20 protein-coding genes are annotated in these 21,090 nt (G+C 67.1%); 14 read left to right on the top strand and 6 right to left on the bottom strand.

All coding sequences use genetic code 11. The annotated features are described in order from the left end of the window. Positions 1 to 3: 3 nt before the first annotated feature. On the bottom strand, positions 4 to 1,026 hold the full coding sequence (locus WKW80_RS06125) for a Gfo/Idh/MocA family protein (RefSeq protein WP_340362653.1): 1,023 nt from the start codon (positions 1,024 to 1,026) through the stop codon (positions 4 to 6). Between the two features lie 109 nt (positions 1,027 to 1,135). On the opposite strand from WKW80_RS06125, the gene WKW80_RS06120 reads away from it, so the two are divergent. The 6 genes from WKW80_RS06120 (at position 1,136) to WKW80_RS06095 (ending at position 6,666) form a co-directional block, all read left to right on the top strand. Next, positions 1,136 to 2,149 carry a LacI family DNA-binding transcriptional regulator gene (locus WKW80_RS06120; protein ID WP_340362652.1) on the top strand — a complete coding sequence of 338 codons (1,014 nt, stop codon included), beginning with the start codon at positions 1,136 to 1,138 and terminating at the stop codon, positions 2,147 to 2,149. A gap of 106 nt (positions 2,150 to 2,255) precedes the next feature. After that, the gene (locus WKW80_RS06115; protein WP_340362651.1) at positions 2,256 to 3,167 is read left to right on the top strand and encodes a zinc ribbon domain-containing protein; all 912 of its coding nucleotides are present in this window, start codon (positions 2,256 to 2,258) and stop codon (positions 3,165 to 3,167) included. Between the two features lie 74 nt (positions 3,168 to 3,241). After that, positions 3,242 to 4,318, top strand: coding sequence for a TAXI family TRAP transporter solute-binding subunit (locus WKW80_RS06110; RefSeq protein ID WP_340362650.1), 1,077 nt, complete (start codon positions 3,242 to 3,244; stop codon positions 4,316 to 4,318). Between the two features lie 27 nt (positions 4,319 to 4,345). Beyond that, positions 4,346 to 5,758 carry an amidase gene (locus tag WKW80_RS06105; protein WP_340362649.1) on the top strand — a complete coding sequence of 471 codons (1,413 nt, stop codon included), beginning with the start codon at positions 4,346 to 4,348 and terminating at the stop codon, positions 5,756 to 5,758. 51 nt (positions 5,759 to 5,809) lie between these two features. Then, positions 5,810 to 5,995: a hypothetical protein gene (locus WKW80_RS06100; RefSeq protein ID WP_340362648.1), complete on the top strand. Its 186-nt coding sequence runs from the start codon at positions 5,810 to 5,812 to the stop codon at positions 5,993 to 5,995. Continuing rightward, positions 5,992 to 6,666, top strand: a complete 675-nt coding sequence (locus WKW80_RS06095) for a protein-L-isoaspartate(D-aspartate) O-methyltransferase (RefSeq protein WP_340362647.1) — start codon at positions 5,992 to 5,994, stop codon at positions 6,664 to 6,666. The genes WKW80_RS06100 and WKW80_RS06095 overlap by 4 nt, the downstream gene beginning before the upstream one ends. Before the next feature lie 66 nt (positions 6,667 to 6,732). On the opposite strand, the gene WKW80_RS06090 is transcribed toward WKW80_RS06095, so the two are convergent. The 3 genes from WKW80_RS06090 to WKW80_RS06080 all read right to left on the bottom strand — a co-directional run bounded on the left by WKW80_RS06090 (position 6,733) and on the right by WKW80_RS06080 (position 11,220). Continuing rightward, on the bottom strand, positions 6,733 to 7,701 hold the full coding sequence (locus tag WKW80_RS06090; protein ID WP_340362646.1) for a cation diffusion facilitator family transporter: 969 nt from the start codon (positions 7,699 to 7,701) through the stop codon (positions 6,733 to 6,735). Between the two features lie 381 nt (positions 7,702 to 8,082). Continuing rightward, entirely contained in the window at positions 8,083 to 8,634 is a 552-nt protein-coding gene (locus WKW80_RS06085) for an OmpA/MotB family protein (RefSeq protein WP_340362645.1), read from the bottom strand. A gap of 93 nt (positions 8,635 to 8,727) precedes the next feature. Continuing rightward, positions 8,728 to 11,220, bottom strand: a complete 2,493-nt coding sequence (locus WKW80_RS06080) for an arylsulfatase (protein ID WP_340362644.1) — start codon at positions 11,218 to 11,220, stop codon at positions 8,728 to 8,730. 290 nt (positions 11,221 to 11,510) lie between these two features. On the opposite strand from WKW80_RS06080, the gene WKW80_RS06075 reads away from it, so the two are divergent. Genes WKW80_RS06075 through WKW80_RS06040 form a run of 8 tightly spaced genes read left to right on the top strand, consistent with a single transcriptional unit; the run spans position 11,511 to position 16,983 of the window. Continuing rightward, entirely contained in the window at positions 11,511 to 13,340 is a 1,830-nt protein-coding gene (locus WKW80_RS06075) for an ATP-binding protein (protein ID WP_340362643.1), read from the top strand. Next, a complete protein-coding gene (locus tag WKW80_RS06070) occupies positions 13,337 to 13,978 on the top strand; it encodes a response regulator transcription factor (RefSeq protein WP_340362642.1) in 642 nt (213 codons plus the stop codon). Before WKW80_RS06075 ends, WKW80_RS06070 begins: the two co-directional genes overlap by 4 nt. A 51-nt stretch (positions 13,979 to 14,029) precedes the next feature. Continuing rightward, the gene (locus WKW80_RS06065; protein ID WP_340362641.1) at positions 14,030 to 14,401 is read left to right on the top strand and encodes a response regulator transcription factor; all 372 of its coding nucleotides are present in this window, start codon (positions 14,030 to 14,032) and stop codon (positions 14,399 to 14,401) included. Between the two features lie 54 nt (positions 14,402 to 14,455). Next, on the top strand, positions 14,456 to 15,274 hold the full coding sequence (locus WKW80_RS06060; protein WP_340362640.1) for a DUF2092 domain-containing protein: 819 nt from the start codon (positions 14,456 to 14,458) through the stop codon (positions 15,272 to 15,274). Then, the gene (locus WKW80_RS06055; RefSeq protein WP_340362639.1) at positions 15,271 to 15,513 is read left to right on the top strand and encodes a hypothetical protein; all 243 of its coding nucleotides are present in this window, start codon (positions 15,271 to 15,273) and stop codon (positions 15,511 to 15,513) included. Before WKW80_RS06060 ends, WKW80_RS06055 begins: the two co-directional genes overlap by 4 nt. A gap of 15 nt (positions 15,514 to 15,528) precedes the next feature. Then, positions 15,529 to 15,909, top strand: a complete 381-nt coding sequence (locus tag WKW80_RS06050; RefSeq protein WP_340362638.1) for a hypothetical protein — start codon at positions 15,529 to 15,531, stop codon at positions 15,907 to 15,909. 17 nt (positions 15,910 to 15,926) lie between these two features. Continuing rightward, the gene (locus WKW80_RS06045) at positions 15,927 to 16,538 is read left to right on the top strand and encodes a DUF1579 family protein (protein ID WP_340362637.1); all 612 of its coding nucleotides are present in this window, start codon (positions 15,927 to 15,929) and stop codon (positions 16,536 to 16,538) included. A 25-nt stretch (positions 16,539 to 16,563) separates the two neighbouring features. After that, a complete protein-coding gene (locus tag WKW80_RS06040) occupies positions 16,564 to 16,983 on the top strand; it encodes a hypothetical protein (protein ID WP_340362636.1) in 420 nt (139 codons plus the stop codon). A gap of 76 nt (positions 16,984 to 17,059) precedes the next feature. Here WKW80_RS06040 and WKW80_RS06035 read toward each other — a convergent pair whose 3' ends face one another. Both WKW80_RS06035 and WKW80_RS06030 read right to left on the bottom strand, forming a co-directional pair. Next, positions 17,060 to 19,435, bottom strand: coding sequence for an arylsulfatase (locus tag WKW80_RS06035; protein ID WP_340362635.1), 2,376 nt, complete (start codon positions 19,433 to 19,435; stop codon positions 17,060 to 17,062). Then, positions 19,432 to 21,081 carry a 3-(methylthio)propionyl-CoA ligase gene (locus tag WKW80_RS06030; protein ID WP_340362634.1) on the bottom strand — a complete coding sequence of 550 codons (1,650 nt, stop codon included), beginning with the start codon at positions 21,079 to 21,081 and terminating at the stop codon, positions 19,432 to 19,434. The genes WKW80_RS06035 and WKW80_RS06030 overlap by 4 nt, the downstream gene beginning before the upstream one ends. Between the last annotated feature and the right edge of the window lie 9 nt (positions 21,082 to 21,090).

Below are 21,090 nucleotides of genomic sequence, written 5' to 3'. Positions count from 1 at the left end.
TTCCTAGGCTTCGAGTGGGGCCACGCGGACGGATTTGCCCGTGCGGCAGGCTTGTGCAATGGCCAGTGCCGTGGCGAGGGAGCGCACCCCATCCCTCGCGGTGGCGGCGGGCTCGCCTTCGCCGCGAAGGGCGGCGCAGAACCGGGCCACGCCGCGGGCATAGAGACCTTCGTGGTCAATGGGTACGGCGCGCTCGCCTTGCGCGTCGCGCAGCAGCAGGTCGCCGATCGGCTTCTGGGTCATCACGTTGCGGCCGATGATGGAGCCCTTGTCGCCGTGGATCTCGATGCCCGTCCCGGCGAAGGGCACGGTGAAGGCGTCGTGCAGTTGCGCGACCACGCCGTTGTCGAAGCGCAATACCGCCATCACGCCGTCTTCCAGGCCTTCGCGGGCGAGGGAGGCGGACTGCGAGACGCCAACCGCTTCGACCGGTTCCGAGCCCAGGATGAAGCGCAGCGTGTCGGCGTCGTGGACGGCGATGTCGAGGATCACGCCACCGCCGGCCGCGGGCTTGTCGATGCGCCAGCCTTGCAGATGCGGCGGCAGGTACACGGCATGGAAAACGCGCGCAAAGAGCGGGCGGCCAATCGCACCACCCTGGACGAGCTCGCGGATCTTGCGATGCGTGGCCGCGTTGCGCAGATGGTGGTTCGTGGCCATCACCACGCCGGCCTCGACGCAGGCGCGCACCATTTGCTGCGCGTCGTCCAGGTCCAGGGCCAGCGGCTTTTCGCAGAGAACGTGCTTGCCGGCTGCCGCTGCCGCGATCACCTGGTCGCGATGCAGTTCATTGGTGGTGCTGATGTAGACCACCTGCACGGCGGGATCGGCAAGGAGCTTCCCGACCGAGTCGTACGCGCCCGCAATCCCGTGCTTCGCGGCGAAGTCGCGGGCACGGTCCGCGCTGCTGCTGGCAACGGCCACGACCTCATGCCCTTGCTGTGCGCGAATGGCCTCGATCATGTGCTCCGAGGCGATGGTGCTCGCGCCGATCAGGCCCCATCCGGTCTTGTCTCTGATGTCCATGTCGTCTCCTTTGCGGCTACATTTGTTGGAACGGTTGAATGAATTATTGGAACGTTCCAGTAAAAGATCAAGCGCTTTTATTTAAGTGCGGGAAAACACCTAGACCACCATGAGCAAATCGAACTCGACACGCGCAGTCACGATCCTCGACGTCGCCGCGGCGGCGGAGGTTTCCAAGTCGACCGTTTCGCTGGTCCTCAAGAACAGCCCGCTGATTCCGCCGGACACGGCTGAGCGGGTACGGGAGGCGGCGCGCAAGATCGGCTACGTCTACAACAGCCGTGCAGGAGAACTGCGCGGCAAGACGTCAAAGACCATCGGCGTCATCGTCAACGACCTCACCAACCCCTTCTTCGCGGAGATCCTGGTCGGTGTCGAGCGCAAGCTGGTCGAGGCGGGATACATCGTCCTGATGGCCCACACCAGCGAGGACGTCGACCGCCAGGACCGGGTCCTGCGCACCATGAGGGAGCAGGGCGCGGCGGGCCTTGTCCTGTGCCCGGCCTATGGAACTCCGCGCAGCCTGACCCGGGATGTGGAGGGGTGGGGAATGCCTCTGGTCGTGATGGTCCGCACACTGGGGCCCGGCAAGTACGACTTCGCAGGCGCCGACAACGAGCGTGGCATCTATGCCGCTACACGGCACCTGATCGAGGCGGGGCACACGCGCATCGGATTCATCGGCGGGCGCACTGGCGTGGTGCTCGAACAGCGGCTGAAGGGATTCAGGGCGGCACTGGCCGAGCGGAATCTCGCCTTCGACGAAGACCTGCTGGTGCCTGCGCAGCCGACGCGCACCGGCGGCTACGAAACCATGAACGCCTTGCTGGACAGGACGCCGCGTCCGACCGCTGCGGTTTGCTACAACGACGTGGTGGCGTTTGGCGCGCTGTCGGCGCTGGGCGAACGCGGAATGCGCGCCGGCGAGGACTTTGCGCTGATGGGCTTCGACAACGTGCAGGACGCCGCGCTCTCCAATCCGCCGCTGAGCACGGTGGACATCCGCCCATGCGAGCTGGGAGAACATGCCGCGGAGATCCTGCTCGGCCGCATCCAGACACCCGGCCGGGCAAGGCAGACCTTCCTGGTGGAGCCTCGACTGGTCCTCCGGCAATCGGGGTAACGGCCGGGTTGTCAAGTCGGCCGCCCGATGGGGTTGGTGCAGCACGAAATCAGGGCCAAAATGAAACGAGCATGCCCCGTCCTGCGCACGACCCCCGTTCAGAACCATGGTGAATCTGGCCGATTTTTCGGACACATCGTTGCTGGAGCCCTGCAAACATTGTGGTGAGCTGCTGCAGGAGCGTGAGCGGTTTTGCCCGTTCTGCGGTACCGATCGCACCGGGGCGGATGGCGCACGCGATCCAAGGTACGACGTCGAGGTCGCGATCGAGCACGGCGTGGGCAGGTCGCTGGCAACGTACGAGGTCGACTACCCGCTCATGGACCCGCAAGAGCCGAGCGATGTGACCAGCCACCCCGTCCCGTCGACCGCGATCATGGAGGAAGTGGGCTCCAATGTGGGCTTTGTCCGCCCCGGCGTGCCTTGGCGGCGGAACGCGGCCGGCGAGGGGCGAGTGGACTGGGCCGACAGTGGCATCACGCCGAACCGCCTCGTGCTCGGCATTGCCGCATCGCTGGTGGGCTTGCTCGCATTCGCCTTCGCTTTCGACCATTTCTATCTCGACAAGCAGCGCGAGGACGCCAAGCTGCGTGAGTTCAAGATGAATGTGGAGATGGTGCGCAGCGCATTGAAAAGCGGCGACCTGGTGGTGGCGGAGCGCGGGCTCGAGGTCCTCGACACCGACCATGCCAACAACCCGACCGTGCAGTCGCTGCAGCAGACGCTCGATCGCAAACTTCAGGAACAGCGGCAATCGGCCTCGGTGCGCGAGGAGGTGCCCGACAACGTCGCGGATGCGCCCGCCGCAGCACCGGCTCCGGTCGCCGCGGCCGCCGTCGCGCCGACCGCCGCCACCGTCGCTGCGCCTGCCGTCGCGCCCGAGCCCCCGGCCCCGCCCGCCGCGACAGTGGTTGTGCCGAAGATTGCCGTCCGTGAGCCAGCGAGCGCCCCGGCAGCCGCCGGGAACAAAGTTTGCAGTGATGCGCTCGCGGCATTGGCGCTGTGCGCAAAAAGATAGAACCAGACGACAGGGAGCACCAAGAACGGGCCCGGCATTGCCTGGCGCGACTTCCACCTTTAGTTGGAGCCAGCATGCGAATCAAATCCATCCTCGCGGGACTGCTATTCATGGCCTTCCTGTTGCCGGCCTTCGCGCAGACCCGGACGCAGTACAAGATCGTCACCGCGTCGAAGAGCGGCACCTACATCCAGATCGGCCGCGACCTCGCCAAGTGGATTGCCGACCCTGCCGGCATCGACCTCGAGGTGCTGGACTCGAAGGGTTCGGCGGAGAACGTCCAGCGCATGCGCTTCGAGCCCGGCGTCAAGCTGGCGCTGGTCCAGTCCGACGTCTTCCAGGCCTTTCTGGACGAGGCCAAGGCCGGCAATTCCGAGGCCGGCAACATCATCCGGCCGCTGCGGCTGATCATGCCGCTCTATGACGAAGAGATCTATTTCGTCGCCCGCGCCGACTCGCCGCTGGAGTTCATCCACGAAATCAAGGGCAAGAAGCTCGGCGTCGGGCCGATCGGCAGCGGCACCGCGTTGACGTCGAGAACGCTTTACCAGCTGATGTTCGGCGAGCCGATTCCTGCGGCCAACGCGCAGTTCCTGAGCAATGAAGACGCGCTGGTCGCGCTGACCGTCGACAAGACGATCGACATTGCCATCATCGTCGCCGGGCAGCCGGCCAAGCTGTTCACCGACATGCAGCCGGAGGCGCGCAACTACATCAAGATCCTGAAGCTCGACGAGAAGGCACCGGAAACCACGCGGGGGAAGAAGACCTACTTCCCCGCGACGATCCGCGCGTCCAGCTATTCGTCCTGGCTGACGGCCGACATTCCGACCTGGACCGTCAAGGCCTATCTGGTCACCTATGACTACGGCCTGCAGTCGACCGTAGGAAACCTCACCCAATTTGCCGAATCGCTCTGCGCGAACTTCGACAAGCTCCAGGCCAACGGCCATCCGAAGTGGAAACAGGTGCGTCTGGAACTGCCGCCCCTTGGCCAGGGTTGGCGCTACTACCCGCCGATGGAAAAGCGCCTGCGCGCCTGCATTGCCGGCAAGACGGCGGCCGTCAGCGCGGCGTCGTCGGCGCCGCCGCAACCGCGCAACCGCCCCTGCACGGAGCAGGAGGTGGTGCTGGCCCTCTGCAAGCGGTGACGGCCGCCTCCACCCGGCAGGCCATCCATGAATCCGCTGTGGACACATTCCGCGCTCGAACTGGCAGGAATGGTCTCGCGGCGCGAGGTCTCGTGTGCCGAGGTCGTTGAAGCCCACCTGACGCGCATCGCGGCCGTCAACCCGCGAGTCAACGCCGTGGTACGGGTGCTGGCCGACGAGGCTCGCGCTGCGGCGGAGGCGGCGGATCGCAAGGTCGCCGCCGGTGCAGCGCTCGGCCCGCTGCACGGTGTGCCGATCACCGTCAAGGAAAACATCGACATGGCCGGCCTGCCCACGACCTGGGGCGTGCCCGGGCTGGCCGACGCCGTGGTGCCGCTGGACGCACCGGTCGTCGAACGCATGCGGGCGGCCGGCGCGATCCCCATCGGCCGCACCAACCTGCCCGACATGGCCCTGCGCGTGCACACCGACAGCTGCCTGCATGGCGCAACGCTCAACCCCTGGAACGCCGCCCGCACGGCCGGTGGCTCCAGCGGCGGCGATGCGGTCGCGCTGGCCACCGGCATGTGCGCGATCGGCCTGGGCAATGACATCGGCGGCTCGCTGCGCAACCCGGCCAATGCCTGCGGCATCGCCTCGATCCGGCCCTCCGCCGGCCGCGTGCCCGATGCCGGCCTGGTCCCGGGCGAGGATCGCCTGCTGGCGGTGCAGCTGATGCAGGTGCAGGGGCCGATGGCGCGGCGCGTGGCCGACGTGCGGGCGGCGCTGCAGGTCATGATGGGCGCCCATCCGCGCGACCCTTGGTCGATTACCGCGCCGTTGGCCGGCAGTGCGGCGCCCGGGCCCCTGCGCGTCGCCGTGGTTGCCGAGCCGCCCGGCGGCGGGACCGATCCGCGTGTGGCTGCCGCCGTGCGACGGGCGGCCGACGCGCTGTCCGATGCCGGCTACGCGGTGGTCGAAACCTGCCCGCCGCGCTATGAGGACGCGATCGCCGTGTGGACGCAATTCCTGCTCGGTGACTTTGCCGCCGTGATGCCGCAACTGATGCCGCTGATCGGCGGCAGCGGCGCGACCTTCCTGGCGATGATGCAGTCCGCCGTGCCGCCGCTGCCAGACGCAGCCGCCATGTCGATCATGCTCATGCAGCGCGACGGCGTTGCCCGGGCCTGGTCGCAGTTCCTGGCCGAATACCCGCTGGTGCTATCGCCCACCTGGAGCCAACTGCCGTTCGAGGCAGGCTTCGATGCGGCCTCCGAGGCGGGCGCGAAGGCGACCATGGAGATGGTGCGCCCGGTGCTGCCGGCCAACCTGATGGGCCTGCCCTCGGCCTGCGTGCCGGCCGACCGCGACGAGGCCACCGGACTGCCGATCGGGGTGCTGTTGACCGGCGCGCGTTTCCGCGACGACCAGTGCCTGGACGCCGCCGAAGCCATCGAGCAGCGCTGCGCGCTCGCCACGCCGATCGATCCGGTCCGCTGAGCGCCCGGCAGGCGTACCATGGGCGGTGCAGCACGCTGCTTCACGAGGTCCGTGAGCGCTGCCCGGCCGCCCGAAGGCGCTCGCACCGAAGTGCGCAGCACGGAGGTTACCCAGAGCGCTGCCCGGCTGCCCGAAGGCGCTCGCACCGAAGTGCGCAGCGTGGAGGTTACCCAGAGCGCCGCCTGGCCGCCCGAAGGCGCTCGCACCGCAGTGCGCGGCACGGAGGTTACTCAGTGAGCGAACCCGACTTCACGAACTTGCGGCAACTCATGCTCGCGGAAATCGCCGCGAAGACGATCTTTGCGACCTCGTATCTGGGCAAGGCGGCGCTGAACCGGCGCGTCATGGACGCGATGGGCAAGGTGCCGCGCCACGAGTTCGTGCCTTTCGAACTGCGGCCTTACGCGTACGTCGATTCACCGTTGCCCATCGGCTTCGGCAAGACGATTTCGCAACCTTTCATCGTTGCGGTGATGACCGACCTGCTCGATGTGCAGCCGACCGACAGGGTGCTGGAGATAGGCACCGGCCTTGGATACCAGTCCGCAGTCCTGGCTGAACTCGCGACGCAGGTCTTCAGCGTGGAATTGATCGAAGAACTGGCCGATCAGGCCCGGCGCAGGCTCGCGCAGCAAGACCATCCCAACGTCGACATCAAGGTCGGAAACGGCTGCCACGGCTGGCCCGAACACGCGCCGTTCGACAAGGTGATCGTGACGGCCGCTCCCGAACTGATCCCGCCCGCGCTCACCTACCAGTTGAAGCCCGGCGGCAAGATGGTGATACCGGCCGGGCTGCCCGATGCGCAGCAACTCATCGTGGTCGAGAAGGATGCCGGCGGGTCGCTGACGACGCGCGAGATCTTCGCAGTGATGTTCTCGACGCTCGAGGACGCCGAGTCAGGCTGATCCGCGACCCGCGATCGGCGACACCCGACACGCGACACGCGACCCGCGATCCGCGATCCGAGGGAGTCAGTGCGCGTCCGGCTCTTCCGGCGCCGCGAGGCTCAGGGTGACGCGCCCGATGTGCTTGTGTTCCATGATCGTCTGCTCGAGACGCCGCAGCGTGCGCGCAAGGTCGGCTTGCGAAAGTTCGCCCCGCAGTTCGACGCGTGCCGCGACGACGATGCGTTGGGGCCCGATGAATTCCGCGTAGAGGTAGGTGACCCGCTTCACCTCGGGTAGCGCATACAGCGCCTGTATGGCGGTTGCGCGCTGTCCCGGCGTGAGGGTTGCACCCGCCAGGAAACGTCGGTTGGTGTTGATCAGGAACAGGCCGGCCGCGCCCATCAGCAGGCCCACGATGAACGACCCTGCCGCGTCCCAGGCCACGTTGCCGGTGAACTGGTGCAGCGCCATGCCGGCCGCCGCCACGACAATCCCGACCAGCGCAATGAAGTCCCCGGTGACGACGGTGCGCAATTGCGCATCGGAGGTCCTGAACACATGCGCGAACAGCCCGTGGTCGAGCTCGGCCGCGCGCTTGCGCACGAAGGACACCGCCTGCGCGAAAGACCAGGCTTGCCACACGAAAGAGCCCGCCAGCACCACGTAGCCGATCAGGTATTCGGTGTCCATGTCGGCGGCGCCGAGTTGACGGATGCCGCGCCAGATGCCGACCTCCGCGCCCACGGTGAACATCGCCACCGACCCGAACAGCGACCACACATAGGACTCGCGTCCATAGCCCAGCACATGCGTTTCGTCGGGCGGGCGCCGGGCCGCCAGGTACGCGGCGACCAGGAAGCCGTCCGTCAGCGTGCCCACCCATGAATGCACCGCCTCGGCGAGCATCGACGCCGAGTCGGTCATCCCGGCGGCAAGCGACTTGACGAGCGCGAGCAGCACCCCGGCACCGATCGCGATGTAGACGGTCGAGCGAACGTCTGCATCGTCGCGGTCGACGCCAAGTCGGCGGTGAAATCGGTTGAAGGCCCTCATGTCGTGCTGGAGTCGGCGGTGATTGACTGGCCGATCGTAGCGAAAGCGATGAGAGCGAATGGCCTGGCACGGAGGGAATCGAAAAAGCCCATGGAGCCAGCGTTATTCCTGGCAACGTCGGTTTCGATGTTTCGATAGTTCCCCTTATTGTTCCCTTAAGACCTGGCCGCTTCCAATGCCGAGCGCCTGCAGAGTGGGACCTGACCCACATCGAACGGACGCGACAGGCAGCAAGCGTAGCGATGGCGCCGCTTTGTGGCCATGACCAGCTTCCGAATGGCATGGGGCGAGCTTGCGGTACACCCTCGATTCGCCCAGGACGTACCGCATCACGTCTAAGTATTTGTCATGCCAGGCCAGGTGATGGCAAGTAATGAGACGCTAGGGCCGACCGGCCGCCGCGATCACGATCTCGACGCGGCGGTTCTTCGCCTTGCCCTGCGGCGTGTCGTTGCCGGCGACGGGCCGTGCGTCACCGAAGCCCTGGGCCGAAACGGTGTTCTGCGGCACGCCTTTCGAAACCAGGTAGCGTGCAACCGCGTCCGCTCGCGCCGACGAGAGCTCGAGGTTGGACGGGAAGCGTGCCTTCAGCGCCGGACCGATGGGCTCGTTGTCGGTGAAGCCCTGCACGACGATCTGCTGGCCGGGCAGGTTGGCCAGCGTCGGCGCGATCTTGCCGAGCGCCTGCTCGCCCTTCGGGCTCAGCGTCCAGCCGCCTTCGGGGAAGAGCACCTCGTTGACCATGGTCACCTTGAGCTGGTTCTGCATCTGCGTGATCTGCGCCTGGTCACTGCTCAGCTCGCTCGAGAGCTTGGTGTTGAGCGCCTGGTAGTTGGTGGCCGTGGCGACCTCCGACTTGTACTTCTGCTCCGACACGCAACCGCCGGCGAGTACGGCAGCGCACAGCGCCAAAGTCAACAGCTTGGTTCTCATGATTCGCTCCTGGGAAAGTTGGGGAAGAAAAATGACCGCTTCGGTTCTTCACCGACGGCCGCCGCAAGCAGGCACGCCGTGCCTGCGCCCGACCTAGTCTCTCGCCCGCGCCAGCGCATGCGCCCTGGCCGGTGCCTGCCTCAGCTCTTCTGCCTTCAATTGCTCGGGCTTGATATTGAAGGTGAGCTTGTCGATGGTGCCGGTGAACTTGAACGGCGGCTCGTACCGGTATTCGAGCATGGCGACGCCGCTGCGCGTGTCCTGGCCGACGTCGAAGGATTCGTCCTCCGGGAAGGTGACCGGGGTGGAGTGCTCGATCGAGTTGCGGGCCACTTCCTTGCCGTCCACCAGCAGCACGCCGGTGCCGCCCTTGCCCAGGCCGGGGCCGGCGGACTTGAAGTCGAAGACGATGGTGTGCTTGCCGGCGCCCAGTTCGGGCCCGGCCCACACGGTGCGCTTGAGGTCGAGCAGGTTGTAGAGGAACACCGGCTTGCCGCTGCGAACGCCCGCCACGCCCTTGCTGAGGAAGAGTGCGTAGCCGCCGAAGCGCCCGCCGTCGGTGACGATCACGCCTTCCGCGCCGCCCTTGGGGATGGTCACTTCGGCCGTGATCGTGTAGGACTTGTTCAGGATGCTCGGCGCACCGCTGTTGGGCACGCCGGTCAGCGTTCCCTTGTAGGTGAAGACGGTGCGTCCCGCGGTGAGGGTGGGCTTCGGCGCGTTCCAGCGCGCCAGCGACGAGTTGTCGAGCGGCAGCACGTCATGCTTCTTGGCCTCGGCATAGAAGACGTCCTGCAGTTGCTTGAGTTTCTCGGGCATCGTCGCCGCGAGGTCGTTCGACTGGGTCGGATCTTCCGCGACGTTGTAGAGCTCCCACTTGTAGCCGGTCATGACATCGGGCGGGGTGGCGGTGCTCAGTTCCCACGGCAGCGTCGCCGGGGTCGTGGCCGCGACCCAGCCGTCGTTGTAGATGGCACGGTTGCCGAGCATCTCGAAATACTGCGTGGGGCGCTTCGAGGGGGCGGCTGCATTCGCCTTGTCCCAGGTGTAGGCCATGCTCACGCCGTCCATGGGGCGTTGCTTGATGCCGTTGATCGTGTCCGGCGCGGAGAGTCCGGCGGCTTCGAGGATGGTCGGCGCGATGTCGATGATGTGGTGGAACTGGCGCCGGATTCCACCGGCATCGTTGATATGGCCGGGCCACGACATGGCCACGCCCTGGGCCGTCCCGCCAAAGTGAGAGGCCACCTGCTTGGTCCACTTGAAGGGCGTGTCCATCGCCCATGCCCAGGGTGCGGCAAAGTGCGGGAAGGTCCGGTCGGAGCCCCAGAAGGGGTACCAGAGCAACTGGTCCTTGACCGGCACCGGCACGCCGTTGAAGGTGGTGAATTCGTTCGGCGTGCCGTTGAGCATGCCTTCGGGACTCGCACCGTTGTCGCCGCTGATGTAGATGATCAGGGTGTTGTCGAGCTGCCCGAGGTCTTCGACGGCCTGGATGACGCGGCCGATCTCATGGTCGGTGTATGCGAGGTAGGCCCCGTAGACGTCGGCCTGCTTGATGAACAGCTTCTTCTCCTCCAGGCCGAGCGCGTCCCACTGCGGCAGTTCCTTCGGCCAGGGCGTGAGCTTCGCCTCGGCGGGCATGATGCCCAGGCGCTTCTGGTTGGCGAAGATGGTCTCGCGCAGCTTGTTCCAGCCGCCGTCGAACAGGTGCATGTCGCCGATCTTCTTGATCCACTCCGGCGTCGGATGGTGCGGCGCATGCGTGCCGCCCGGGACGTAGTAGACGAGGAAGGGCTTTTCGGGCGCGACCTCCTTGTTCGCCTTCATGTACTGGATGGCCTCGTCGGCCATCGCCGTGGTCAGGTTCCACCCGGGCTTGCCCTCGAAGGGATAGATCGCGGTGGTGTTGCGGTAGAGGTTGGGCTGCCACTGGCTGGCATCGCCGCCCATGAAGCCGTAGAAGTACTCGAAGCCCATGCCGTTGGGCCACTGGTCGAAGGGGCCGGCCTGCGTCGCCTGGTAGAAGGGCGTGTTGTGGTTCTTGCCGAACCAGGAGGTCGAGTAGCCGTTCTGCTTCATGATCGCGCCGATGGTGCCGTTCTCCTTGCGGATGACCGAGTCGTAGCCCGGGAATCCGGTCGCGATCTCGCCCACCACGCCGAACCCGGCGACATGGTGGTTGCGCCCGGTGATCAACGCGGCGCGGGTCGGAGAACAGAGCGAGGTGGAGTGGAAATTCGTGTAGCGCACGCCGCTCTTCGCGATCCGATCCATCGCCGGCGTCGGGACCACGCCGCCGAAAGTGCCTGGCGCACCGAACCCGACGTCGTCCGTCATGATCAGCAGCACGTTGGGCGCGTTCTTCGGCGGCACCACGCGCGGCGCCCACCATTCCTTGGACTCCGAAGCCTTTTGCGTGATCTCGCCGCCGAACTTCGGGTCGGGCGGCGGCAGTTGCCTGCCGTCGAGCGTGGTGGTGGCACCGGGGGTGCCCAGCACGCCGGTCACCTGCTGCGCGATCGCCATGCCGTCCGTGAGCATGGAGAGCGTGAAGGCGGCGGCTATCCAACTGAGTCTGTGCATGGTGGGCTCCTTCGCTGCGAGCGAACGGCAGCGCGACCGCTGGACCTTGCTCGCGCCGCAAGAATATGGACTTCGGCCTGTGGGCGCACCTTCCCCTTCGGGCAGTTGACGGCGCGTTCCTGGCGGCGCGCGGCTGGCGGCGCGGGGCTTTCAAGGCGCGGCGCCCGGGGACACAATGGGCGATTGTTCGGGACGGGGCAAACGATGCAGACGAATTCGCTGAGGGCCATCCGGACCATGCATGCGGGCCGAGCGCGTTGCGAAACGCGCGAAGGGCCGGGTGCATGGTCATGAGCTGGGTCACCGTCGTCTGGTCGATGGTCGCGGCGGCGAGCCTGACCTTGGCCGGCGTTCATCTGCCGGTCTGGATGCGCGACCGGACGGCATGGCCGAATTTCTATTTTTCGATGATGGCCGTGTCGACCGCGCTCTTCGCCTTTTGCGAGGTGTCGGTGCTGCTCGCACAGACGCCGGAGCAATTCGCCATGGCAGTGCGCTGGGCGCATGTGCCGATATGGCTGGTGATCGTGTCGCTGGTGTTCTTCGTGCGGACCTACTTCGAGGCCGGCCGCCCCTGGCTCGGGTGGGGCGTCATCGGACTGCGCGGTATCTCGCTGCTGCTCAACTTCACCACCGGCCAGAACCTCAACTACAGAGAGATCACTGCGCTGGACCGGATCCCGTTCCTCGGCGACCTCGTGGCCGTCCCGATCGGTACACCCAACCCGAGCATGCTCGTCGGGCAATTGAGCTCGATCGCGCTGGTGGTCTTCGTGGCGGATGCGAGTCTCACCGCGTGGCGGCGCCGCCAGCGCAGTGCCGTGCTCACGGTCGGGGTCGGCGCGACCTTCTTCGCGTTGGCGGGCAATCTTCAGACCATGCTCATCTTCTGGGGAATCATCCAGGCGCCCGTCACGATCAGCCTGTTCTCCCTGGGCCTGGTGCTGGCGATGGCCTACGAACTCAGCCGGGACGTGATGCGCGCGTCGAAGCTCGTGCGGGACCTGCGTGAAAGCGAGCAGCGCATGATCCTCGCCGTCGAAGCGGCGAAGCTCGGGCTCTGGGTTCGGGATTTCGCGCGTGACGAGGTCTGGGCGAGTGCCAGGATGCGGGAACTGTTCGGCCTCACGCCGACGGAGCCTGCGGGGTTCGAGAAACTGCTGCAGCGCGTGCATGTGGCCGATCGGGACCTGGTGCGCCAGGCGATGGAACAGGCGAATGCTGGCGATGGCCACTACCAGACCGAATTCCGCACCGTGATGCCGGCTGGCCGAACCTGCTGGATCGCCGCCCAGGGGCGCGTGGAGTTCGATGAGCGGCATCGACCGGTGCGCACGCGCGGCACCTGCAGCGACGTCACCGTGCGCAAGGAAGCGGAGCAGGAGATGCTGCACCTGCGCCAGGAACTGGCTCATGTGGGTCGGGTCTCGGTGATGGGCCAACTCGCGTCGGCGCTGGCCCACGAGATCAACCAGCCGCTGGGCGCCATCCTGCGCAATGCCGAAGCCGCGACGCTGCTGCTGGAGGCGCAACCGCCGGACCTCGACGAGCTGCGCGCCATCGTGGAAGACATCCTCGGCGACGACCAGCGCGCGAGCGCCGTGATCGACCGCATGCGCGGCTTGCTGAAGCGGCGCGACATCGAGATGCAGCCGCTCGCCGTGGACGACATCGTCGGCGATGTTGCGGCCCTGGTGCGTCCCGACGCCACGGCGCGGCAGGTGAAGATGGTCGTGGAGATCGCGGACGACATGCCGCTGGTGCTGGGCGACCGGGTGCACCTGCAGCAGGTGCTCCTCAATCTCATCTCCAACGGCATGGACTCCATCGACGAAGCGGGACGCAAGGCCCGCAGCATCGTGGTGAGCGCGGTGCGCAACGGACTTCAGGCCGTGGAGATCGCGGTGACCGACAGCGGCCTCGGGATTCCGCCGGACAAGCTCGAACAGGTCTTCGGTTCCTTCTTCACCACCAAGCCGAGCGGCATGGGCATGGGCCTGTCGATCTCGCGCACGCTCATCGAAACCCATGGCGGCCGGCTCTGGGCGGAAAACCTCGAAGGTGGAGGCGCGAGTCTTCGCTTCACCTTGCCGGTCGCGCTGCAGGAACCGACCCGATGAATGCGGCCGAAGGCACCGTGCACATCGTGGACGACGATGCGTCCTTCCTCACCGCCACGGCGCGCCTCCTGCTGGCCAGCGGATTCATCGTGAAGACCTTTCAGTCGGCCATGGACTTTCTTGCACAGCGCGAGGCCGACGCGCCGGGCTGCGTGGTGGCGGACATGCAGATGCCGGGATTGAACGGGCTGGAACTGCAGGCGGCCCTGGCGGCGACCCCCAACCCGCTGCCGCTGCTTTTCCTGACGGGCCATGGCGACATTTCGTCGTCGGTGCGCGCAATGCGCAGCGGTGCCGAGGACTTCCTGGAGAAGCATGCACCCAAGGAACAGCTGCTCGATGCGGTGCGTCGCGCGCTCGAACGCGATGCACGGGAGCGTGAAGCACGCGCCCACCGGCAGGCGTTGCAAGGGCGCTTCGACGCGCTGTCCGCGCGCGAGCTGGAGGTGCTCTCGCATGTGCTGAGGGGACGCCTCAACAAGCAGATCGCCGGCGACCTCGCCATCAACGAACGCACCGTGAAGCTTCATCGCACCTCCATCATGGCCAAGCTCCAGGTCCGCTCCGTCACGGCACTCACGCAACTCGTGCAGGAAGCCGGGCGCATGGGCGGCCATGAGCGCACCGACCTTCCCTAAAGGGAAGTAGACAGTCCGCACGCCGGCGCCCACAGTGCCCATGGACATCCCATGAGCACGAGGACCCCCATCTATGTCGCAGTCGTCGATGACGATGAAAGCCTTTGCCGTTCGCTCGGACGGCTGTTGCGCGCCGCGGGCATGCAACCGGTCACCTATGCCTCGGCCGAGGACTTCCTCGCCGACACCAAGCATCCCGGCTTCGACTGCCTGGTGCTCGACGTCAAGCTCGGCGGCATGTCCGGCATCGAGCTGGCTCGCCGGCTCGTTGCGAAGGGTGGGCATGCGCCCTTCATCTTCATCACGGCGCATGACGACGAAGAGACGCGTGTCGAAGCCCAGGCCGTGGGATGCACCGCCTATTTCCGCAAGCACGATCCCGGTGCCGACGTGCTCGCGGCGATCCGCCGGCTTGCCGGATGAACTGTTGAATTGCTGCAAGAGAACGCCGGGTGCCGGCATCCATGGAGGATGGAAATGACGAACACGGACAGTCGAATCAAGCCAGCGCGCGCGTCGTTCCGGCGCGGGCGCATGCTGGCGGTGGCAGCGACGGTTGCGCTGGCCATGGCGGGACCCGGCGCGCAGGCCCAGGCGCGCGACCCGAAGGCCATCCTCAAGGCCATGTCGGACTACGTCGGGCGCCAGCCGACCGTCGGACTGAGCTTTGACAGCGACATCGAAGTCATCACGCCGCAGATGGAGAAGATCCAGTTCACCAACTCCGGCGACATCCTGCTGAGCCGGCCGAACAAGCTGCGGGCGCACCGCGTCGGCGGCTATGCCGACGTGGCGCTGAACTACGACGGCAACACCGTCGGCATCGTCAGCAAGGGCAGCAACAGCTACGCCCAGTTCGAGGCGCCGGGCACCGTGGACGAGTTGATCGTGGCCCTGCGGGAAGGCCACGGGATCGCGCTTCCCGGCGGCGACCTCCTGCTGTCGAATTCCTACGAGCACCTCGCCGCCGACATCATGGAAGCCAAGCACATTGGCCAGGGCGTCGTCGATGGCCGGGCCTGCGATCACCTCGCCTTCCGCAACTTCGATACCGATTGGCAACTGTGGGTGGAAGTGGGCGAGCGGCCCATTCCCTGCAAGCTGGTCATCACCAGCAAGACCATGGCTGGCGCGCCGCAATACACGATCAGGGTGACGAACTGGAAGACCGATCCCAGGATTGCGCGGGACGCCTTCGCGTTCGTTCCCCCCGCCGGCGCGCAAAAACTGCAGCCGGATCAACTGGGCGGTTTCGATGAATTGCCGCCGGGCGTACCGGCAGGAGAAGGCAAATGACACGCACGATTTGCAGGACGGCGTTCGTGGTGGCGCTGGCGGCTGCCGCTTGGGCCGGCACCGGGCCGGAGGGCGTGATCGCGCCGGCGCACGCCATCATCGGCAGGCCCGCGACGCCGATGAGCTATGCCGGCGTGGCCCGGCGTTCCACTGTCGGGGTCGGCGCGCCTGGCGTGGGCGCCCGGCCCGGGACACCGATGAACCGGGGCGGTCCCGTGAACCGGGTCGGCGTGCGCTGATCACCGGAGCAACCCATGAGCTTCGACGCGCCCGCCAAGGTCCTCATGCTCGCCGCCTTGAGCGAGATCGCCGCCGGCGGCGCCTTGATGATCGCGCCCGGCATGCTCGTGCTGGTGCTGCTCGGCATCGAGCGGTCCAGCATGTCGGAGGCACTCGGGCGCTTCGTCGGCATTGCGCTGCTCGCGCTGGGCATCGCGTGCTGGCCGGCCCGAGGGCGCGCACAGGGCGCATCGGCGGCGTACCGGGCGATGCTGATCTACAACCCGCTGGTCGCGCTGTACCTCGCCTGTCTCGGTGCCATCGCGCACGTGGGCGGCGTGTTGCTTTGGCCGGTCGTCGCGCTGCATGTGCTTATCACGCTGCTGCTGGTTGCCGTCCGGCGCAGAACCCTCTAGATGCGAAAGGAAACCCCATGAAGATCTATCGCCTCATGGGCCTCGCGGTTGCCGTCCTGCACCTGGCGGCGCCCGCGTGGGCCCAGCAACCGGGCGGCAACGCCGCGCGCGCCCAAGCGAGCGAAGCGGCCTTGGCCAAGGCCCTGGTCAAGGCCAACACGCCCGGGCCGGGCCAGGCCCGGCTCGAGCCGATGATCGGCACCTTCGACGTCAAGATGAAGATCTGGCTGGGCCCGGACCAGCCGCCGATCGATGCGCAGGGATCGTGCGTCAATGTCTGGGTCCTGGACCATCGCTACATCCAGATCATGCTGTCGGCCAACGTGATGGGCGAACCCTTCAATGGCATCGGCTACGTCGCCTACGACAACGTCGGCAAGAACTACCAGATCGCCTGGCTGGACGCCGGCAGCACGGCCATGACCCTGTACCGGGGCGGCTTTGCGGGCGCGACGAAATCCGCGTCGTTGAAGGCCAGCGTGCTGGACCCGCTCACGGCCAAGCCCACGCCGCTCGAGCTGCGCGTGTCGATCCTGGACAACGGCGACCACATGTCGGAGCTCTGGGGCCAGGGCGCGGGCAGCAAGATGTTCAAGATGATGGAACTCCACTACACCCGGGCCAAGTGAAGCCGCCGCGAACAGGAGAACGAACATGACGCGAACCGAAATGCGAAGCAGGCTGCCCCGCAGGGCCTTGTCGAGCGTGCTGGCGGCCTTGACGCTGTGGGCCTGCGCCGAGCCCGCGTGGGCGATCCTCGGCGTGTGGCGCAGAACGGCGGTGCGTACCGCGGTGGTGGCCGGGGCGGTCGAGACTTCGGCCGTGGCGGCCAATGCCTCCAGGGACGCAGCGGCCTCCGCGTCGGCCCAGGCTGCGGCCCAGGCCTCGGAAGCCGCGGCCCAGCAGTCGGCTGCAGCCGCCAACCAGGCGGCCGCCGCAGCGAGCGCCGCGGCAGGCACCAAGACGCCGAAGCAGAAGCTCGCCGAGTTGCAGTCCCTCTACAACCAGAAGCTCATCAGCAAGAGCGACTACGACGCGGCGAAGACGAAGATCGTCAACAGCTTGACGCAGTGAGGAATGCATCCCGCGCTGAGGCGCTTGCCCGCAGATGGCGCATCGCGGTTGAAGCCTGGCGCCGGTCGGCGCCGGCCTAATGCGCCGCCTGCGCATAGGCCACATGCACGTCGTGGATTCGCCCGTTGAAGCTGAACGGCGCGCGGTCGAAGTAGGCCAGCGCCACCGGCGACCCCAGATCGCGACCCACATCGAAAGTCTCGGTCGCCGTGAAAAACAGCGGCAGCGTGTAGGGCAGGGCGGCGCGGCCCACCTCGGTGCCGTTGATGCGCAGCAGCACCTGTGCCGCCGACCCTGGCTTGGGCGAGTCCACCAGCGTCTCCACCTCGATGCGCGTGCGGCCGCGCGGCAGTGGCGTGGTCGAGCGCGCCACGTGGCGCTGGAGCGCCAGCGCGTTGTATTCGTAGACGAGCTGGCCGCGATCGACGTACAGGCTCACGCCGCCGGCGATGCCGCCCATCGCATAGAGCACTCCCTGGGCATCGGCCGGCAGATCGACGTCGACGGTGACCACGCTGCTGCGCGAGCGCAGGTTCGGCGCCGCGAACTCCGGCAGGCGGGTGACGCGGTCGCTGAAGTGCCATTCGGAATACGGCGACTCGATCCGTGCCTGCGGGTCGATGGCGGGGTAGAGACCGGCTCCCAGCGGATAGACCTTGTTGGCCCGGGCCTGCGCGTCGAACTCGCGCTTCATCTCCTCCAGCCGCTGCGGGTTCGCGGCCGAGACGTCGACTGCCTGCGAGTAGTCGCCGTCGAGCTTGTACAGCGCCCACTGGTCGTTGGCCGGCTTCCATCCCATGAACTGGGCGTAGCCCGGCACCCACGGCGTACGCGGACCCCACACCGAGGCGATCCAGCCGTCCTTGTAGAGGCCACGGCTGCCCAGGTTCTCGAAGTACTGCGCCGGCTTGTTGGACTTGGCCTGCGCATCGCCGAAGGTGGTGGCCATGCTGACGCCGTCGATCGGGTCCTGCGTCACGCCGTCTACGGTCTGCGGCGGCGTGATGCCGACCGTCTCGTAGATCGTCGGGGCAATGTCGTTGATATGGTGGAACTGGCTGCGCACCCTGGCGTCGGGCTTGATGCGCTTGGGCCAGGAAACCGCCAGCGGCGTGCGGGTGCCGCCGAAGTAGCCGGCGACCAGCTTCGTGCCCTGGAACGGCGTCATGCCGGCCCAGGCCCAGGCCGCGTGGTAGATGCTCTCGAGCTTCGGGCCACCCAGCGCGCCAAGGCCGCCGTAGTCGCGCTCCAGCACCGCCATGTGCTCCTTCGCGCCCAGGTTGACGCCGTTGTGCGCGTTGAGTTCCGCGATCGAACCGAGCATGCCTTCGGCGGAGGCGCCGTTGTCGGAGAAGACGTAGAAGATCAGCGTGTTGTCGCGGATGCCCTCCTTCTCCAGCTCATCGACCAGCTTGCCGACCTGGGTGTCGGTGTGTTCGAGGAAGCCGGCGTAGACCTCCATCAGGCGCGCCTGGAACTTCCTTTCCTGGGGCTCGAGGCTGTCCCAGGCCGGCAGGGTGGACGGCCGCGGCGTGAGCTGCGCGTCCTGCGGGATCCAGCCCAGCTGCTTCTGGCGTGCGAAGGCGCGTTCGCGGTAGGCGTCCCAGCCGCCGTCGAACTGCCCCTTGTACTTGTCCGCCCACTGCTTGTTCACCTGGTGCGGGCCATGGACTGCGCCCGGCGCCCAGTACATGAAGAAGGGCTTGTCCGGCGCGGTGGCGCGGCGCTGCTGCAGCCAGTCGACGGCCTGCCCGGCCAGGTCCTCGGTGAGGTGGTATGCCGGGTCGTGCGGCGGCTCGATGGGCGTGGTGTTGCGGTAGAGGCGCGGCTGGTACTGGGAGGTCTCGCCGCCCATGAAGCCGTAGAAGCTGTCGAAGCCGTGCCCGGTGGGCCAGCGATCGAAAGGGCCCATTGCCGTGGTCTGCGTCGGCGGCGTGTTGTGCCACTTGCCGAAGGCGGCCGTGAGGTAGCCGTAGTCGCGCAGCACCTCGGCGATCGTCGCGGAACTCTTCGGGATCTCGCCGGTGTAGCCGTCCCAGTCGGTGCCGAGCTCGGCGATCACGCCATTGCCCACGCGGTGGTGGTTGCGCCCGGTCAGCAGCGCCGCGCGCGAGGCCGAGCAGATGGCGGCGGTGTGGAAGGCGTTGTAGGTCACGCCGGTGTTCGCGATGCGCGAGAAGGTCGGCGTGTGGATCGGCCCGCCGACGGTGTCGGCCTGCGCGAAGCCGGCGTCGTCGAGCATCACGATCAGCACGTTGGGCGCGTCGGCGGCCAGGTGCGCCGGTGCCTGGCGCCGGATGTGCCTGGACTCGGCGAGCGACGGACCGGTCACGCTGGCCGACGGTGGCCGTGGGAAGGGCAGCGCGGTCTGCGCCACGGCCTGAGCCAGGCCGTCGATCAGCATGAGGGCGGCCACGGTCGCCTTCAGGGCGGCACGAAGGGAACGATTCATGTCGCGCTCCAGGCGGTCGGCAGCTGGTACGACTTGAAGGTCTCGCGCAGCTTGTGCTTGAGCATCTTGCCGGTCGCGCCCAACGGGATCTCGTCGACGAAGACAACGTCGTCGGGGGTCCACCAGCTCGCGATCTTCCCTTCGTAGAAGGCCAGCAGCTTCTCGCGGCTGAGGGCCTGCTCGGGCTTCTTCACGACCACCAGCAGCGGTCGCTCGTCCCACTTGGGGTGGTAGGCCGCGATGCAGGCCGCCATCGCCACCTGGGGGTGCGCCATGGCGATGTTCTCCAGGTCGATGGAGCCGATCCATTCGCCGCCGGACTTGATGACATCCTTGCTGCGGTCGGTGATGCGCATGAAGCCGTCGGCATCGATGGAGGCCACGTCGCCGGTCGGGAACCAGCCCTTGCCGTCCGAATGGACCAGCGGGTCGCCTTCGCCGCGGAAGTATTGCGAGACGATCCACGGTCCGCGCACCAGCAGGTCGCCGCTGCATTGGCCGTCCCAGGGCAGCTCGCTGCCGTCTTCGTCGATGATCTTCATGTCGACGCCGTAGAGCGCATGTCCCTGCATGGCCTGCACCGCGAAGCGCTCTTCCTGCGACAGCGCCAGGTGCTTCGGCTTGAAGCTGCACACGGTGCCCAGCGGGCTGAGCTCGGTCATTCCCCAGGCATGCAGCACATGGACCTGGTAGCGATCCTGGAAGGTGCGGATCATCGCCGGCGGGCAGGCCGAGCCGCCGATGATGGTGCGCCGCATCGTGCGGAACGAGAGGCCATGGGACTCGACGTGGGCCAGCAGCCCCTGCCAGACCGTGGGTACGCCCGCCGAGAGCGTCACGCCCTCGCGCTCGAACAACTCATGCAGCGACTTGCCGTCGAGCGCCGGGCCGGGGAACACCAGCTTGGCACCGACCATGCAGGCCACGTACGGCAGGCCCCAGGCATTGACATGGAACATCGGGACGACCGGCAGGATCACGTCGGCCACCGAGCAGTTCAGTGCATCGGGCAAGGCCGCCGCGAAGGTGTGCAGCAGCGTCGAGCGGTGGCTGTAGAGCACGCCCTTGGGGTTGCCGGTGGTGCCGGAGGTGTAGCACAGCGAGGCGGCGGTGTTCTCGTCGAATTCGGGCCAGTCGAATCGGTCGCTGCTGCCGTCGATGAGGTCCTCGTAGCACAGGAGGCCGGGCACGCGCGCGTCCTTCGGCATGTGGGCGCGGTCGGTCATGGCGACGAAGTGGCGGATGGTCTTCACACGCGGCGCGATGGCTTCCACGAGCGGGAGGAAGCTCATGTCGAAGAACAGCACCTGGTCCTCGGCATGGTCCGCGATCCAGCTCACCTGGTCCGGATGCAGGCGCGGGTTGAGCGTGTGCAGCACTGCGCCGGAGCCCGAAGCCGCGTAGTACAGCTCCATGTGGCGGTGGCCGTTCCAGGCCAGCGTGGCGACGCGCTCGGAGTGCTTCACGCCCAGCGCGGCGATGGCGTTGGCCATGCGGCGCGCCCGCGCGGCCATGTCGCGGAAGGTATAGCGATGGATGTCGCCCTCGACACGGCGCGAGACGATTTCCTGCTCGCCGTGGTGCCGTTCGGCATGCGTCAGCAGCGAGGAGATCAGCAGCGATTGCTGCATCATGAGTCCGTTCATATGTTCTTT

This window comes from Variovorax humicola, from assembly GCF_037889915.1.
Taxonomy (GTDB): domain Bacteria; phylum Pseudomonadota; class Gammaproteobacteria; order Burkholderiales; family Burkholderiaceae_C; genus Variovorax; species Variovorax humicola.
This window is presented reverse-complemented; position numbering and strand designations above follow the sequence as displayed.